Here is a 16,805-nt window from a genome sequence, read left to right on the forward strand (position 1 = left end):
TGGGACGTGCGCAGGGGCGGCGCAGGAGAATTACCTTACGGTTTACCCAGGCCGGAATAAAACCCCGGTCGGCGATCCTTGAAATACGTATTGATCGCCTGAGATTCGCTCATCGATTCACGGTCCAGATCCGCAATCACCAGCGCCTCATCCTGTCCAGCAAGACCGATTTGCCGGCCGTCAGGCGCGCAGATGCTGCTCAAACCGCAGTAATGGATCTCGCCCTCACTGCCACAGTAATTGGCGTAAACGAGGTAGCACTGGTTCTCGAAGGCGCGGGCCCGCACGGTGACTTCCGCGACGAAATCGTAGGGCGCCATGTTGGCGGTCGGTACCAGAATCAGGTCGGCGCCGGCCAGGGCCAGACGCCGTGTGTTCTCGGGAAACTCGACGTCGTAGCAGATCAAAAAGCCGAGTTTCCAGCCTCCGAATTCCATCACCGGAAAGTGCTCATCGCCCGCACTGAACATCGCGTTGTCCAGGTCGCCGTACAGATGGGTCTTACGGTAATTGCAGAGCCGAACACCTTGCGCGTCGATCAACTGCACGGCGTTGTAAACCTGATCGTCGACGCTTAACTCCGGATAGCCGTACAGAATCGCGACGCCCGTGGCCTGAGCGATCTCGGCAATCTTCAGCGCAGCCGGGCCGTTGCTTGCTTGTGCCAACTCCCGCGCGGCCTGGGCGCCAATGTTGTACCCGCTGAGAAACATCTCCGGGAAGACCAGCAGCTTCGCCCCCTGGGCCGATGCTTTGATCGCCTGAGCTTCCAGGCGCATGAGGTTGGCGCTGACATCCAGCGGCAGCGGCGGGCATTGGTAGAGGGCGACGCGCATAGTGGCTTCCTTATTCCGGCAAAACGATCGGGCCGATTTCGTGGAACACGTCACCCGGGCCCGGGTTCTCGGCGTGAGTCTTGCCGCCAAAGTGGGTCATGATGCCCCACACCGCGTTCAGCGACGTCTGCACAGCGCCCTCAACCCAGGCCGGCGTCCAGGACACATCGTCACCGGCGATGAAAATGCCGCGTTGCTCGTCAGGCATGTCCTTCTGCATGAAGTGCGCGTACATCCGCTGGTTGTAACGGTAGTGGCCCGGCAGCGCGCCTTTGAAAGCACCGAGGAAGTGTGGGTCGGATTCCCACGACACGGTGATCGGGTCTCCGATGACGCGTGCGGCGATATCGACCTTCGGGTAGATCTTTTTCAGCGCGCCGAGCGCCAGGCTGACGCGTTTTTCCACGGGGTGAGGGAGCATTTTCAGCGCGTCGCTCATCCACGAGTACGACAGGCAAATCACCCCCGGCTTCTCGACGCCGTTGGAATAGGTGCCGTTGTCGAATAGATAGGTGCCACGGGTCAGGCGATCAGTCAGGGTCATGCTCATCATGTCGCGGCCGGTCTCCGGGTCTTTGTCTTTCCAGAACGGCCGGTCGACCATGACGAAGGTTTTCGACGCCTGCATGTAACGCGTGCGGTCCAGTGCCATCCACATCTTCTGGGAAAACAGCGACTCTTCGCACTCGATCTGGGTGGTCAGCAACCAAGTCTGGCACGTCGCCAAAACCGCATCGTAATGGCGAACGTCACCCAGATTGTCCGTGACCGCGAACTGGCCGTTGGCGGCGCGGCTGATGCCTTTGACGCCCGTGCGCGGGGCGCCTCGGTGCAGCGTCGACAGGCTGGTGCCCTCGGGCCAATGGGCGCAACGTTCGGGGGCGTGGCGCCAGATGCCAATAGGGACTTGCGCGACGCCGCCGACGATCAGGTGCTGGTGATCGTCGCAGTTGGTCATGACCACGCGGAAGATCTCCAGCATCGAGTTCGGGAAGTCCGAGTCCCAGCCACCGGTGCCGAAACCGACCTGCCCAAACACTTCGCGGTGATAGAACGACAGTTTGGCGAAGGCTTTGGACGTGGCGACGAAATCATAGAACGTGCGGTCGTCCCACAACGGCACCAGCTTGTTCCACAACTCCTTCAGCCGAGGCACATCGCGGTCGCGGATGGCTTGCTGGATGTCGGCGAACTGCGAGCCGTCCTCCAGCGCGTCCGCCCAGGCGTCAGCCACTTCCTGAAACAGCGCAGGCAAATCCGACAGTTTCTGTGCGTAGTGAGTGCTGCCTTCCAGATCAATCACTGTGCTGCCCGACGCAGCCGTCAGTGGATTGGGAAAGGGCTTGGATTCCAGGCCGAGCTTGTCGACGTAGTGATAAAAAGCGGTGGAGGACACCGGGAAGCGCATGCCGCCCAGCTCGGCGATGATGCCTTCAGCGCCTTCGAATTGTTGCGAACGCAGGCGGCCGCCCATTTTGGAGGCTTCATAGACGACCGGCTTGAGGCCCAGCTTCATCAGCTCATAAGCCGCCACCAGCCCGGCGATGCCTGCGCCGACAATCGCGACCTCTTTGCCAAGGTTTTCCGTAGGAATACTGCCAAGGCCCGCTGGGTGTTCGATCCAGTCATCGAAGGCAAACGGGAAGTCCGGGCCGAAAATCGTGATCGGTTTTTTTCCGTTGGCGGGGTGGCGATTGTTCTTCATGACTGACCTTGTTCGACTGAGGCGCGAAAGTGAACAAGTCTAGATAACAGTTGGGACGTTAATAAGACGCAGAGTGCCGTCGTTGTGTCGAGAACCCCAGCAAAGTGACGGAGCTTTTCGTCATATTGTCGGAAATGGCACGTCAGGAAGGCTGACCGCGATCGATCTTGCTGCTCAGGATGATCGACGTGGTGGTCTTTTCGACCCCGTCGACGCTGCCGATCAGATCAAGCATCTGATCCAGCTGCTCCGGCGAGTCCGTGCGCAGCCACGCCACGTAATCGAATTCGCCACTCACTGCGCACAACTGTTGCACCTGGGCGAGCGCACTCAGCCGCCGCAGCACTTCCTTGCCGGAGCGAGGCTGCACGGTTATGCCGACGTAAGCCTGCAGACCTCCATCTACCAGCCGCTGACCCAGTCGCACGCCGTAGCCGGTGATGATTTTGGCTTTTTCCAGGCGCGCCAGTCGCGAGGTTACGGTCGTCCGCGCGATGCCCAATTGCCGAGCCAGATTGGCGACCGGTTCCCGGGCGTTGATTTGCAGCGCGGCGATCAGTTTGCGGTCGATGTCGTCGAGCGCTGGTGGGCGGGTGTCAGGCAAGGGCGGATCTCCTTCGGCAAGCGGGGCATGTTAGGAGATTCCGTAGGGGTTTGGGTGATATTCGAATGGCAAGGCGACGCGAAAGCCCAAGCATTCTGCGTTGATCGTCCACCAGAGATGGGCGTCAGAGAACCTGCGTCGGTCATGTAGGACTTTTCCGCGCTGTAAGGCTTTTGTCATTCTTCTGTCACCCCTGGCGTGCCTAAACTCTCTCCCCACCCCCTTTGAATCCACGCCGGGAGCCTCGTCATGACTCTGGATTTCTCCGAAACCGCCCGCTACATCCAGGCCGATATCCTCGACAGCTTCGACGAAGAACTGGAAATGGAGTACGACGACGCGCGCCTGGATGGCGTGTTGGCTGACTTAGGTGAGGAGGTGCCCAAAGGGATTGATCGCCGCCTGTATTTCCGTGAGCTGCTGCGCCTGCAGGGCGAGCTGGTGAAACTGCAGGACTGGGTGGTGAGCCAGAAGCTCAAGGTGGTCGTGCTGTTCGAAGGCCGGGATGCGGCAGGCAAGGGCGGTGCGATCAAGCGCATCACTCAGCGGCTCAATCCGCGGGTTTGCCGGGTTGCTGCACTGACCGCGCCGAGTGAGCGCGAGCGCACGCAGTGGTACTTCCAGCGCTACGTCGCGCACCTGCCTGCGGCTGGCGAAATGGTGCTGTTCGACCGCAGTTGGTACAACCGGGCCGGCGTCGAGCGGGTCATGGGCTTCTGCAATGACGAGGAGTACGAAGAGTTTTTCCGCACCGTCCCCGAGTTCGAAAAAATGCTGGTGCGCTCGGGCATCATCCTGATCAAGTACTGGTTCTCCATCACCGATGACGAGCAGTACCGGCGCTTTCTGATGCGCATCCATGACCCGCTGAAACAGTGGAAGCTTTCGCCCATGGACCTCGAATCCCGTCGTCGCTGGGAGGCCTACACCAACGCGAAAGAAGAAATGCTCACGCGTTCTCACACTGACGTCGCGCCGTGGTGGATTGTCGAGGCCGACGACAAGAAACGCGCGCGCTTGAATTGCATTCACCACCTGCTGGAGCAGATCCCGCGCGGCGATACCGAGACACCGCAAGTGGTGCTGCCGGAGCGCGAGTACAACGCCAATTACCTACGGGCACCGGTACCGCGTGAGATGGTTGTTCCGCCGGTTTATTGATCCTCTGCCGATATGTGATTACAGCGCTGGCGTGGTTCAGATTTTCCACGCCGGCGCTGTTTTCGCCAGTCGCTGTTGCAGGCTTTCGAGATTCTGCGTGAACTGGCGGGTCATCAGCTGATAACCGAGCACCTCGGTCGAGGCGGTTGGAACGTCGGGCCCGACGGTCAAGCTCTCGGTCGGCCGCTGCAAACGCTCGGTCGCACCGGTCTGCAGCGCACGGGCCATGCCGATCAGCATGCGACGAATGCGCCGTTGCTCCGCCGTCACGCCCGTGCTGCCAGCGTCTGCCGGACGCAGGTTCGAAAGAATCTCGAGGATGCTCAGGCACATTCGGTAGTGGCTCTGAATAGCGTCCAGCTCAACGATCGAAATCTTCACTTCCTTGGACACCGACGGCATCAGCGAACGCAGCTGCAACAACGTCGCGCCCATCCGTGCCGTCAGCTTCACGTGCTCATCTGCGGTGATCGACTGCCCGCTGGCGATGCGATCGTAAGCCAGGGCACAGTCCCGCAGGCCACTTGCCAGGTTGTAGCGCCACGAATACACGGCGTACAGCGGCAGCGCGAATGAGAACGCCAGGGCGAGGGCGATGCCGATCAGGATATCCACCGTCCGCCACAACCCGTCCGTGATCGGGTTATCACCGTGGCCCGCCACGATAAACAGGGTGATCGCCGACAGCAGCGCCGTGTAGCCGCCCTTGCCGATGGCGTGATATGCGAAAAAGCCGCAGATCAGCGACATGATCACGTAAGTCAACAACGGCATGCCCAGATAGCTTTCCTGCGCCACGATCGCCAGGCCCAAGGCCGCCCCTATCAACGTCCCGTAGGCCCGCTCTACCGACTTCTTGCCGATGTTGCCGTGGTGCTGCAACCCGCCGATCACGATCAGCATCGTGACCGACGCCCACTCACCGTGGGGCAGATTGATACCGGTCGTCAAAAGAATCGACACCAGCAGTCCGACCACGATGCGGCCGGCGTGAATGTAGCGGGCATGGCGATAGCGGCGGTATGGGTCCAGCAGTGGACGCAAGGCGCGGCGAAGCCAGGAGGGGAGGGAGGCTGAGTTCATGGGGTTACAGACCATGGGGATGATGAATATATCCGAAGCCCGGCGAACGCGGCGCGTCACCACCGGCATTGCCTCATTCACCAAATCATCACATGTGAGATGTTGCGTATCGGGATGCTTGCGCGTAGGGTGCGTTGCTATCACATGTGATGTTCAGGAAAAACCTCAATGGCTCGGAAAACTTCAACCGACTACATGCGCGAAATGCGCGCTCGGCTGACGGCTGCCGGGTACGTGAAACGAGAGCTGTACGTACTTCCAGAAAACGCGGAAGTGCTGAGAGACATCGAAAAAGTGCTGCGCCAGCCCTACTTGGGTAACCGGATCAAACTGGAGGGATTCATGACTGAGAACACCAATTGGACCATCGACACGCTTCACTCGGCCTTCGCCGAACTGGACGTGGTGAAGAACGAAGACATCAAACTGACCCTTATCCACGGCGCCGAGCCGAGTCTGAGCCTGGTGATGAACCAGTTCGGCGGCTTGCCCATCATCATTGCCATTGCGGGCGACCAGATCCTGGTTGATTCCGTCCTGGTCTACGCCTCTCAGGTCAAAGACCCAACGTCTTTCAACGAGACAGTGTTGCGCAGTCGGGATCTCTTCCCGCTGTCGTCGATCGGCATCGAGACCATGCCAAACGGCGAAATCGTCTACAGCATGTTCGGCTCCCTGAGTGCCGCCTCTTCGCTGACGGTCATCGTCCACGAAGTCCTCACGCTGGCAGACAACGTGATTCGTGCGGCTGATGCCTACGAAGACCTTCTAACAGTTGATTCACAGTAATCGGGAGACACATCAATGAGCCTTTGGAAAAAAATGGTCACAGCGCTGCGTGGTGGGGCTTCCGAGGTAGGTGAAGCCATCGTCGATGCTCAGGCACTGCGAATCCTCGACCAGGAAATCCGTGACGCCGACGCCTCTATGCTTGCGGCGCGCAACCAGCTGATTCAGATCAAAGCCAAGCACAAGCTCTCGCTGCAACGCGTCGAAGAGCACGACAAGAACATCGCCAACTGGGAGCAGAAAGCCCTCGCCGCGATGAACAAAGGCGAAGAAGCCCTCGCCCTCGAGTGTGCTGAGAAAGTGGCCGAGCTGACGGCCCTGCGTGATCAGGAGAAGCTTGCAGCCGACCAGTTTGGCGTCCATGTGGCCAAGCTGACCGCGCAAGTCATCAAGGCCGAAAGTCAGATCAAAGGCTTGCGTCAGCAGACCGATATGGCCAAGGCCCGCGACAGCGTGCAAAAGGCGCAGATCAACGCCGCTGCCGCAACCGGTGGTGCCAACGGCCGACTCGAAACCGCAGTGGGTTCGCTGGCCCGTATCAAGCAGCGTCAGGATGAGCAGGACGCGAGGCTTGAAGCGGCCGACGAGCTGACCGAGGCTGCCAATGGCGGCGATCTGGAGCGGCGTCTTCAGGATGCCGGGATCGGCGCAAAAACAGGCGGCGCGGCTGATGTTCTGGCCCGCTTGAAAGCGCAAAACCAGAGCGGTAACGCTGGGCAATAAGCACCGTTAAAAATAGGCAGCCGGATTCCGTCTGCCTTTTTTCGGTTTCAGTTTTTTGGGCTCCAGCGGTGTGTAGATGAATATCGGAAATGGACTACGAACGATACTCTGCCTTGCCGCTGTGATGATCGTTGTGCAGATGGTTAACTCCCTGACCGCCAACAGCCTGCTGTTCCACGGCCTGGTGCCCAGAACGGTATCAGGACTCCAAGGCGTCGTTTTCTCCCCGTTTCTCCATGGCTCTGTCCGTCACCTGCTGAGCAATCTGCTGCCTTTTGTGGTGCTGAGCTGGCTGGTTGCGACCGAGGGGCTTCAACGTTACGTCCGCGTGGTGCTGCTCATCGTTGTCCTCGGCGGGCTGATGGTCTGGGCGGTCGGCCGGCCGGTCATCCATGTGGGCGCCAGCGGTCTGATCTTTGGCTTGTGGGCGTATCTGCTGGCCCGCGCGTGGTACCAGCGCAGCCTGGCGAGTTTCGCGATTGCACTGGTGACCCTGCTGGGCTACAGCGGATTGATTTTTGGGTTCGTTCCGGTGCCGGGCGTATCGATTGAGTCACACCTGTGTGGCGCGCTTGCCGGTATTGTGACGGCCTGGCTGATGCACTCGCGGCGGCTTCTCGAGCGAGGTCCGGCGCAGTGAATTTAAAAATTTTTTACATCGCCTCGGCGCGAATTCAAAGGAGATGAAACATGAGCTGGATCAAACGCGCGTTAGGCCTGGAGTCCCCCACTCCACCGGGCGGTCTCGGCAATCCAAGCCTGGCTAACCCGTTCGGGCTGGCGACCGGTCGTATGCTCGACCTAGACGACTCGCTAAAGCTGATGCTCGACGGCCATTCGGAGCTGGTGGTACCTGACGAAGAAGTGGTCTGGGCGGTGGGTCAGGTTGACCTCGGGCAATCGGTCCGTCTGGTGCGCTTCTACTTCGAGGACGAAGATTACTGGCTGCAGGTCATGATGAACGGGCCTGCCGCTGAAGACGTCCAGGACATTATCCTGTTCGGTTACAGCAGCGCCGTCACGATCAACAGCGAGGCGGAGCTCAAGCGTCTGGTGGGGCCTGCGTCCAAAGTCGGTCTGCCGGTATTCGAGCATGACGGCTGGGAGTACGGTCGTCAGTGGGGCACGGAACAAGGCCAGACCGAGCTCACGCCCATGGACGAGCACGTCGTCAGTCCTGACGGTGCCTACCGCATCAAGCACCTGAGCATGTTGTACGCGCGGGACACCGAACTGGTGGATCGTCGCGAGTTTCTGTTGCTGTCCGTTGAAGAGGACGAGGAGGGCGTTGTCTCCTTCACCACGTCGGTCGGCGTGACCCTGCAGTCCACTGATTTCACCGTCATTTAAAAGGAAGTAAAAAATGCTTGAAGCGCTTCGTATGTCTGTCAGCTTCCAGTCGTTGCTGAGTTTTGTGGTCTACATCATTGTGGCCGGCGGATTGTTCTCGTTGTTTCAGATGGCCTACACGCGTCTGACCCCCCACAAGGAATTTGCCCAGATTCGTGAGGGCAATGTTGCCGCCGCCGTCGCCCTCGGCGGTGCGCTGATCGGTTTCGCTCTTCCTGCCAGCAACGTGATCACCTACAGCATCAGCGTGCTGGATGTGGTGATCTGGGCAGTAATCGCAGCAGTCGTACAGCTGCTGGCCTTCACCGCCACCAGCATGGTGCTCAAGGATCTGTCCGCACGCATCACCCGAGGCGAGCTTGCCGCGGCCATCTACGCCGCCAGCGTCTCGATCAGTGTCGGTTTTCTTAATTCGGCCTGCATGACGCCGTCGACCTGATCGCCCGTTATCGAAAAAGGAGTTATCGATGAGACGTAGTTCCCTCAAGCTGGTCCTGGCCAGCACCCTGCCGTTAGCGATCAGCGCATGCAGCAAGTCCGATACCGTCGAGGTTTCCGCGCAGCAGACCTATCCGTCGGTTCAGTCCTGCGTTGACCAGAAAGTACCGGTCGACATCTGCTCGGACGCTTACATGAGCGCCCTGGCGGAGCACCGCCGCATTGCCCCGACCTACGACGACAAGACGGCTTGCGAAGCAGATTTCGTCCCCGATTACTGCCAGCAGAATGCCGATGGCAAGTTCACGCCCAAGCTCGGCGGTTTTCAGCTGGAAGTTTCCGGTGAGCTTCCCAAGTCACAGGTTGATGCAGCGAAGGCTCAGGCTAACCAGTCGGGTGGCGGTGGCGGTGGCGGTGGCTTCGGTTCCGGGGTGAACGGATTCCTGATGGGCATGCTCGTCAGCAACATGGTCAACGGATTCACCGGCGGTGGTGGTCGTTACTACGCTCAGCCCATCTACCAGGAGCGGGACTCGCGGGGTGGGTATGGGTATTCCACACTGTCGCGCCAGATCGAGCAGGGCAAAACCTTCGGCAACTCCACCCAGGCGCGAAGCAGCTCGACCGGCACTTACAGCAAAAGCACCCTTGGTCGTAACTCCTCCGTCTCTTCTTCTGTTTCGCGTGGCGGTTTCGGCAGCCAGGCCACCGCTCGCAGCGGTTGGGGTGGCAAAAGCAGCGGTTCAAGCTTCGGCGGATAACAGGGACGTTACCCATGAAAAGGATCAGCATCCAGGAACGTCCTGACTGGCGCCAGACCGCCGAGCGTGAAGGCTTCAACTTTCATACCATCGACGGCGAGCGCTACTGGGATGAGCGGGCCTACTACCAGTTCACCGAAGCGCAGATCACACGCGACATTGAAGCGCCGACCCAGGAGCTTCATGCCATGTGCCTGGACGTTGTGGAAAGGGTCGTCGAGAGCGAAGAGCTGCTGACCCGGCTGGCCATTCCGCCGGCGTTCTTCGATCTGGTTCGCACCTCGTGGAAGGAAGGCCACCCGCATCTGTATGGCCGCTTTGACTTCAGCTATGACGGCATAAACCCGGCCAAGCTGCTGGAAGCCAACATGGACACGCCTACGTCAGCGTATGAAGCGGGCGCGTTTCAGCTCATCTGGCTTGAAGAGCAGATCCAGCGCGGCGTATTGCCGGCCCACGCTTCGCAATTCAACTCGATAGCGGAGGATCTGGTCCGGGCTTTTGCGGCGATCAAGGAAGGCGGGCCGTTCTACTTTTCGTGTATGTCAGGCTCCATCGAAGACCGGGGTACGACGGAATTCCTGCGCAAAATGGCTGAACATGTCGGCATCGACACCCGCCACATCGACATCGAAGACATTGGCCTTAATGCCCATGGCAGATTCGTCGATCTTGAAGGCCGCTGGATCGAACGCATCTTCAAGCTGCACGCTTGGGAGCATGTCTTTCATGAGCCCCACGGCCAGGCCATCCCCCAGTGCGATACGCAGTTCATCGAACCTGCCTGGAAGGCGATTATTTCGAACAAAGGCATCCTGCCGCTGCTTTGGGAATTCAACGAAGGACATCCCAATCTGCTGCCGTCCTTTGTGGATAAGCACCCGCAATCTGCGGTGCCAAAAGGCTGGGTGCGCAAGCCTTACTTTTCCCGCGAAGGCGCCAACATCGAAATCCGCACCCCGACTGACCAGGTCATTTTCGAAGACGGGCCCTACAACGATGCGCCCTACATCCTTCAAGAGTTCGCGCCACTGCCTCGTTTTGGAGACAGCTACACGCTGATCGGGTCTTGGGTGGTGGGTGATACGGCTTCGGGGATCGGGATTCGTGAAGATGACAGTTTGATCACCAAGGACAGCAGCCGGTTTTTGCCGCATGTGGTGATTGACTGAGATCGTGATGAGCCCGGTGTGGGTGCCGCGCAAGAACGAAAAAAGCCGCGCAATGCGCGGCTTTTTATTTGGTGGGCCCACACGGACTCGAACCATTATGTGGTACTCAAACTTGTCGCTCGGCTACTGTCCGTCCGGTTCTACATGAGCAGATTCCAGTAAGCACGGGGTGCTGTGACCACATGTCGCCCCGTTCTCCACAATTTCTTTAATACAACACCGGTGTTGTATTTGGAATAACTGTTGCCGTACGTCCACCTTACCGATGCTAGAACTGGGTATATCACCACGCAGCATTCGTTCTTGGAGAAACTGATTGCGCAAACCCTGAGCGCACGCTTGCGTTGGCGGGGCGCAATCCGGCGATGAACGACATGATCCGAAAGTCTCCGGGCGGGTTGGGGGTTTCCAAAGGTGCCAATGGGCCTGCGTCTCTTTCAAATCGAAGACTCGGGCTCCGCCTGGCATACAGGCTGAGTATGTCCGCCATAATTGCACTGAGGGAAGGCGGTAGCTATAGCCATCCTCCAGCTACGCTGAGGCGCTAAGCCGGTGTGGCTCGGAGTTTCCAGGATGCACGCCTTGAGCAAAATAGTGATCGGCCGTTTTTTGGCGCCGCCATCAACTACAGTCACCACCCACTTGTCGCTCAGTCCGCCCATTCATGCCTTATAAAATCCTCGATGCTTTTTGTTCGAGCTAAAGCCATGTCTTCTGTCCAAGAACCAGCTTCATGAATCTGTTGGCCGACATGAATCGTGGCAATCAGTCCGCAGCTTCGATAGACGTCTATCTTTTCAACCGGAGGCCTAGCTTTTAGTGAAGAGTTTGTTCCAGGCGGGAGCATCGTCAGATTCCCCAGATGGTGCATCCACTCAACGCCACTGCTCTGCGGTGCGATATGTTCTATTGAGCTAGCGGCATCCTGCTCCCAGATCTTTCCCCATTGGCTCTCATTTAGCTTCTGCCCTGCGAGCTGGGCCAAGTGTTCGTCATAACGGTTCAAAACATAGCGCAGCTGATTTTGCCAGCCATCGTAGCTGCTCAGCCACTCAATATTGTCCAAAACTTGGTCAATCGAATAACCCTTGGAGATTTTTTCCAACCCACTGAGGATTTGATCCTTGCTCAGGTTGTTCCGGTAGATTTCATAGCCAAGACGGATGTACTCCCCAACCTTGTGTCGGCTATCCCGGCTTGCCAGCTCGTAGATTCTGAAAGTAGCGCGCTCCCATTTGCCGAGTAGTTCTTGCTCCGTCTTCTTGTCGAATTTCCGCAGGAGGATCGCTGCGGCAACAAATCGAGCGTGAACAATTCGCGTCACAGCCCGGAGGCGCGGATCTCGGAACAGGCGCAGGTTCGCTTGCACGACCGCCTCGAGTTCATGACCAACCTCTGCAATCGTTTTTAGCTGCGTGCCCGCCTTCAAGGTTAGTAATGCGGTCGAGTCTGCTTCACTGGGAATCCGATTCGGTCGTGCGTCACACGCCCATGCACCTGCAAAGCGGAGAGCTTCGTCTCCGATTCGTGTGCTGTTTTCCAGCGAGCGATAAATGCCCCTCCAGACGTCTTGCATTTCAGACACTGCCTCGTCGCGAGTCCCACCCTCAACGTGCTCGAAAATGAGTGCCATCAGCTGGCTTTTGAGCTTGTCGATCCATTTCACATCCAGCCCACGGCTGTTAAGAACCTCGAAGACTCGATATACCGTAGCCTCGTCAGAAATCTCATGGTAGATGATCGTTAGCTTATTCCTGATGGTCACCAACAGCTCAAAGATCGTATCTCCACGAGCCAACCATTTGCTCACAAAGAGCTCGCAGTCACGGGCAGCTTCAACCAGGTTCTGATCTGCAGCAGTTTTTGCTGGGCCTTCCTCCACCACTCCCTTGCGGACGTAGTTGGTGAAAACCTGACTCGCATCATGGTTTGTCTGGAGCAGAATCAGAGAATGGTCGTCTCCCTTTACAAGGAGCTCACTCAACTCCCGCCGCACCTTGGCTTGCTTAGCATCGTCGTTATCTAGAGCCTTCTCAATCGCCTTCATAAGTATGATGAGGGTCGTAACACGTTGTTGGCCATCAACCAGCTCAACGGTCTTGAACTCGTCAACGCCGAGAAGGCGGGTTTCTTTCTCCTTCGCCAAGGCGACCAAAGTAGCCATGAAGTGCTCCCGACCAGATCGAAATGCCTCCTCGATGTCGCCGAATAAGTCTTTACGCTGACGAGACGTCCATGAGTAGGCACGTTGGTATTCTGGAATTCGAAACAGTCTGCCTTCAAGCAAACCTGCGATCTTGAGGTGCAGTGGATTGAGCTTCATGCGCGTTCCTTGCTGTAGAAATGATGAGAGAATAGCCATTGGCCAGCAAAAATAGCTAGTGTCCCCGCCCAGTTTTCCCTGACAGAAGGAACACGACATGAGTCTGCGCACCAATGTACTGGATGCTGTAATCGACGGTCACCTAGGCAAAGGTCTTGTTGTCACGAGACAAGCTGTGATCCAGCTCTTCAGCGATGTGGCTGAAACCTATACAGGCGTCATCCTATCCAATTCGGAGATGACAACTGGCGCGAGCAGTCCAACCTATGACCACTTCACGCAGCGGGTTGGTGCAGGCACCTATCGCATTCATCCCCAAGCGCTTTTGGATCGTATGATTGAGCGTGGAATTGCTTAAGGAATTGATCGCTTACCTAGGGAGTACCCATGCCTTTCAAAGCTGATGTCCGTCTCATCGCGGCGGCACGAACAGGTGGTATATGCGCTAATCCTCGCTGCTCCTGCTACCTGCTTGGCCCCGGTGATGATGGGCCGTACCAGGTCGACGTATTTGAAGCCGCTCACATAATCTCGAAGGCCTCTAACGGGCCGAGATACAAATTCATACTCGACTTTGATTATGATCACATCTCTAACTGCATTCCCTTGTGTCGTCCGTGCCATAGGCTGGTCGATCATCCTCATAACTGGCACGTGTATCCTACAGAGGTGCTTAAAGAGTGGAAATTTGATGCCGAAGAGATGGCTAGAATGCGCCGAAATAAACCTATAAATGTGCCTTTTTTTGATCCCAATACGGAAAAAGAGGTGAAGCGAAAGTTTGCCGACCACTTGGCCGTGATTATCGATGCTCTCTGGGGCAATCAGCGTCTCGTTGACCAAGGCATCCTCCCGCAGTCTGCTTATGACAAAATCTGGAGCGGATCTCGCGGATTTTCATTCGGAGAATGGGGGCATAACCATCCTGACCGCTCCCATGACGCACGCATCGCTTACCGCCAAGACGGCCTCGTGGCGACAATGGAGAGACTAAAAACTCTGCTCTATCAACGGAGGTGGGCACGCTACACTTGGTTGCAGAGCACCGAACTTTGCTCTTTTCGAGAGTCCAGATACTCCGATTTGGACAGCAGATATATTGACAATCTGAACCATGAACTGCAGACGCTTTTTCGACAGGCATGTGACTTTAGAGATATGCCTTAGAGATTTTTGAGCGCACTATACCTACACTCGGACTCGGGATGAAGGCGACTCACCTTACGCAGGCATTCAAGATCGCCGACAGGTAGACAAGGACGAAGGCTACGAAGCCATGTACTTGCTAGAGCAGTTCCTGAACGAGCATGACAAGACGACGGTTAACGAGCTGCACGCCGCAGAAGACGCCCTTCATCACAAAGCCTTGAGCTGGGTCACTGATCGGGTTGACCCCACCGCAGGGGTTGAGAAATTTTGAGCTGGTGAACAAAGCTGACGCGTACGCGGCGCATGCCGGGTGTCTTCATAACTGCAGCTTGATGGCGATGACGCGGTTTCAGTTTCGGGCTTGCCCCTGCGGGTACGGCTGTCGTAAACCAAACCTCAGGCCTTTGGCCCAGAGGGCCGGCGCGCTTCGCGTGCGGTCGTGTCTTATACCCGAGCAATCTCTAAGACACTCCTCCCGAAAAGCTACCTAGCGATCCCCTTGCGCAGGCTATTGCGAAGTGGATTTTCCTGACCTATGATCGGGTCAGGCGGTGATGGTCGCCTGGCGCCTGTTTCGCGAAGCAATAGCCCATCATAGATGCATCCCTCGTTTTACATCGGCATGTCCCTAACCCGACGCTGCCCGGTGAACAGGCAATCGGTAACCAAAGCGTCTATGGTTTTGGAGACATTGCTATGTCCAATTTTTCCCCGCTTAACATTTTCAAATCTCAAGCCAAGCAGCTCGTTCGTGATCAGGACGTAAAGCTTTCTGTCGCTCAAGAGACACTCGCCCGGACGGCTGGCTTCGCTGATTACCACGAGCTTGCTGTGGTCGCTCAGCGGAATCCCGAGGATCCGCGCTTGATGATGGCTGTTTTTGGGATCAAGGATTTTGACGACGCGATCCACGAGGACGATGTCTTCTCGGATCTGGATCAAGAGTTGGAAGATCAGCTGTCCGGTGCGATTGCGGAGACAAACGCAAGCGGGTTCACGGTAGACGCCTTGACGGTCGACACCACTCAATACGCCGATTCAACGGGGATTTTGATCTTGGGGGTTTCGCTGACCTATCAGGGCGAGCAAGATCAAGATCGCGTGTATCACGGTGCAGCATTCTTCCTTACTTCCACAGTCGAGTTGCTTCGCCGTGATGGTAAGTGGTTGCTTGCAGAGGATGGCGTATCCATCTCCAGTATGGAATCGGATGCTGATCGAGATCGTACATCTGAGCACGAATATTGGGCTCAGGTGGAGGAGGCTCGAAACAGCAACCGCATGTCCATGGCGCAAGCACTCGCAAGCGAGCTGGGGATATCGGTCGAAGATGGCGAGCTCTTGGCGGGATCAGAGATCACCACCAACGAGTCGGATGATGGTCTCGTGTACAGCTACTGGATCAATTTTGAACCTGAAGCTGAAGGCGAACTGAGGGCAGACTTGCTTGCGCGTTTTGGCTCGCTGGAGTACGAGCTACACGTAAACTTCTTCGATGATGTTGAACACGAGTTCTGATATTGATGAGGTGGTGGCCAGCTTCATGCTGGCCATTTAAGACTCCACGATGGCAGGAACGCAGGGTAGCGAAATGACAACAATTTACTTCGACGAATCAGGCAACACAGGACGTCAGCTGGCCGATCTCGACCAACCACTGTTTATCCTTGGCTCGTGTGACTTCAACGCTGAAGAGTGCGAGCAGCTTCTCCGACCACTCCGCTCCCAGCAGGCGGCTGAAATCCACTTCAAAAAGCTCCGAAAGTCTGGGCGAGGGCAAGACCGGATCATTGAGCTATTCCAGTCCGACTTGGTAACGCCTGAGCGCTTCAAGGCACAGGTGTTTCACAAGCGGTTCATGCTGCTGACCAAGGTGATTGATGACCTCCTGGAGCCGCTGCTTTACTACCAATTCGACTTTAACCTTTATGAGAACGGCCAGAACATCGCTCTGAGCAATATGCTCTTCGCTTGCCTTCCTTTAGCAGTGGGGGATGCTTGCTTCGATCAATTTCTCTCCGCCTACTACGACATGTGCGGCGAGAGGAGTGAGGAAGCAATCACGGCGTTCTACGAGCATTTAGAGGTGATGAAAGGAGCTGCCGCACAGAGCACGCTGCCGATGGAGTGGGAGCTCGAAATGCTGTCCATGACCTCGATGATTGTCCGGGATGCCTTCGAAGATCTGCCAAAAAATACCTTCAACCCTGCGATACCGGGTTTCTTTTCATTGTGTGTTCAGTGGGGAAGGCAGCACGCCGGGTTCGACGCGATATGCGATGACTCGGAGCCACTGGAACGGCAGGCCGAATTTTTCACCGCAATCGCCGAGCTTGAAGAGCAGGGTGAAGAGCAGCAAGTTATCGGTTTCGGGAACGCCCAGATTGAGCTGCCCCTGAGGCTGAATACGTTGGCTTTCAGTGCTTCTCACGAGTCTGATGGCATCCAGCTTACCGACGTGCTAACTAGCGCGCTCTCGTACTACTATACCAAGCGGCAAAAGGGTGAAACCGACGATGAGTTCTTCATGAAGCTAGACAACCTAGGCTTTCTGCATGATTTCGTGAGCGGCTGTGTTTGGCCTACGACAGATGTCACTCCAGAAGCACTTGGAAGGGCTGGTGATGAAGGTGGGCACAACCCAGCGAATGCCTTCGCTGACTTTATGATGGCGCGAGACAGGCAAGCTTAGCCCCGCGCCAATAATGCCG

General features: G+C 57.1%; 18 protein-coding genes. 13 read left to right on the forward strand and 5 right to left on the reverse strand.

Annotated features, from left to right (window positions below; translation table 11 throughout):
• Positions 1-35 precede the first annotated feature (35 nt).
• The 3 genes from ACYASU_RS25720 to ACYASU_RS25730 form a co-directional block, all read right to left on the reverse strand.
• Complete coding sequence (locus ACYASU_RS25720) at positions 36-836, reverse strand: carbon-nitrogen hydrolase family protein (protein ID WP_463584493.1); 801 nt, start codon at positions 834-836, stop codon at positions 36-38.
• Positions 837-846: 10 nt separating this feature from the next.
• Entirely contained in the window at positions 847-2,541 is a 1,695-nt protein-coding gene (locus tag ACYASU_RS25725; protein WP_192173124.1) for a flavin monoamine oxidase family protein, read from the reverse strand.
• A gap of 142 nt (positions 2,542-2,683) precedes the next feature.
• The gene (locus ACYASU_RS25730; protein WP_192173123.1) at positions 2,684-3,145 is read right to left on the reverse strand and encodes an Lrp/AsnC family transcriptional regulator; all 462 of its coding nucleotides are present in this window, start codon (positions 3,143-3,145) and stop codon (positions 2,684-2,686) included.
• A gap of 249 nt (positions 3,146-3,394) precedes the next feature.
• Here ACYASU_RS25730 and ppk2 point away from each other — a divergent pair, with 249 nt between their 5' ends.
• Entirely contained in the window at positions 3,395-4,306 is a 912-nt protein-coding gene (ppk2, locus tag ACYASU_RS25735) for a polyphosphate kinase 2 (protein WP_463584494.1), read from the forward strand.
• 36 nt (positions 4,307-4,342) lie between these two features.
• Here ppk2 and ACYASU_RS25740 read toward each other — a convergent pair whose 3' ends face one another.
• Positions 4,343-5,389 carry an FUSC family protein gene (locus ACYASU_RS25740; protein WP_192173121.1) on the reverse strand — a complete coding sequence of 349 codons (1,047 nt, stop codon included), beginning with the start codon at positions 5,387-5,389 and terminating at the stop codon, positions 4,343-4,345.
• Between the two features lie 168 nt (positions 5,390-5,557).
• On the opposite strand from ACYASU_RS25740, the gene ACYASU_RS25745 reads away from it, so the two are divergent.
• The 7 genes from ACYASU_RS25745 to ACYASU_RS25775 all read left to right on the forward strand — a co-directional run bounded on the left by ACYASU_RS25745 (position 5,558) and on the right by ACYASU_RS25775 (position 10,622).
• Positions 5,558-6,178, forward strand: coding sequence for a YjfI family protein (locus ACYASU_RS25745; protein WP_463584495.1), 621 nt, complete (start codon positions 5,558-5,560; stop codon positions 6,176-6,178).
• Between the two features lie 15 nt (positions 6,179-6,193).
• On the forward strand, positions 6,194-6,901 hold the full coding sequence (locus ACYASU_RS25750; RefSeq protein WP_074886925.1) for a PspA/IM30 family protein: 708 nt from the start codon (positions 6,194-6,196) through the stop codon (positions 6,899-6,901).
• Between the two features lie 76 nt (positions 6,902-6,977).
• Positions 6,978-7,541 (forward strand): rhomboid family intramembrane serine protease, encoded by a 564-nt coding sequence (locus ACYASU_RS25755; RefSeq protein WP_463584496.1) that lies wholly within the window; start codon positions 6,978-6,980, stop codon positions 7,539-7,541.
• 50 nt (positions 7,542-7,591) lie between these two features.
• Positions 7,592-8,251, forward strand: a complete 660-nt coding sequence (locus tag ACYASU_RS25760; RefSeq protein WP_463584497.1) for a DUF2491 family protein — start codon at positions 7,592-7,594, stop codon at positions 8,249-8,251.
• Between the two features lie 13 nt (positions 8,252-8,264).
• A complete protein-coding gene (locus ACYASU_RS25765; RefSeq protein WP_074886933.1) occupies positions 8,265-8,690 on the forward strand; it encodes a DUF350 domain-containing protein in 426 nt (141 codons plus the stop codon).
• A gap of 28 nt (positions 8,691-8,718) precedes the next feature.
• Positions 8,719-9,450 carry a DUF1190 domain-containing protein gene (locus tag ACYASU_RS25770; RefSeq protein ID WP_463584498.1) on the forward strand — a complete coding sequence of 244 codons (732 nt, stop codon included), beginning with the start codon at positions 8,719-8,721 and terminating at the stop codon, positions 9,448-9,450.
• Between the two features lie 14 nt (positions 9,451-9,464).
• On the forward strand, positions 9,465-10,622 hold the full coding sequence (locus ACYASU_RS25775; RefSeq protein WP_463584499.1) for a glutathionylspermidine synthase family protein: 1,158 nt from the start codon (positions 9,465-9,467) through the stop codon (positions 10,620-10,622).
• Positions 10,623-11,271: 649 nt separating this feature from the next.
• Here the strand turns inward: ACYASU_RS25775 and ACYASU_RS25780 are convergent.
• Positions 11,272-12,945 (reverse strand): DUF262 domain-containing protein, encoded by a 1,674-nt coding sequence (locus ACYASU_RS25780; protein ID WP_463584500.1) that lies wholly within the window; start codon positions 12,943-12,945, stop codon positions 11,272-11,274.
• A gap of 97 nt (positions 12,946-13,042) precedes the next feature.
• Here ACYASU_RS25780 and ACYASU_RS25785 point away from each other — a divergent pair, with 97 nt between their 5' ends.
• The 5 genes from ACYASU_RS25785 (at position 13,043) to ACYASU_RS25805 (ending at position 16,786) form a co-directional block, all read left to right on the forward strand.
• On the forward strand, positions 13,043-13,303 hold the full coding sequence (locus tag ACYASU_RS25785) for a hypothetical protein (RefSeq protein WP_463584501.1): 261 nt from the start codon (positions 13,043-13,045) through the stop codon (positions 13,301-13,303).
• Positions 13,304-13,332: 29 nt separating this feature from the next.
• On the forward strand, positions 13,333-14,112 hold the full coding sequence (locus ACYASU_RS25790; protein WP_463584502.1) for an HNH endonuclease signature motif containing protein: 780 nt from the start codon (positions 13,333-13,335) through the stop codon (positions 14,110-14,112).
• Between the two features lie 109 nt (positions 14,113-14,221).
• Complete coding sequence (locus tag ACYASU_RS25795) at positions 14,222-14,365, forward strand: hypothetical protein (protein WP_463584503.1); 144 nt, start codon at positions 14,222-14,224, stop codon at positions 14,363-14,365.
• Positions 14,366-14,790: 425 nt separating this feature from the next.
• The gene (locus tag ACYASU_RS25800) at positions 14,791-15,612 is read left to right on the forward strand and encodes a hypothetical protein (RefSeq protein ID WP_463584504.1); all 822 of its coding nucleotides are present in this window, start codon (positions 14,791-14,793) and stop codon (positions 15,610-15,612) included.
• 73 nt (positions 15,613-15,685) lie between these two features.
• On the forward strand, positions 15,686-16,786 hold the full coding sequence (locus ACYASU_RS25805) for a DUF3800 domain-containing protein (protein WP_463584505.1): 1,101 nt from the start codon (positions 15,686-15,688) through the stop codon (positions 16,784-16,786).
• Positions 16,787-16,805 lie beyond the last annotated feature (19 nt).

Source organism: Pseudomonas sp. HP_12, from assembly GCF_055283955.1.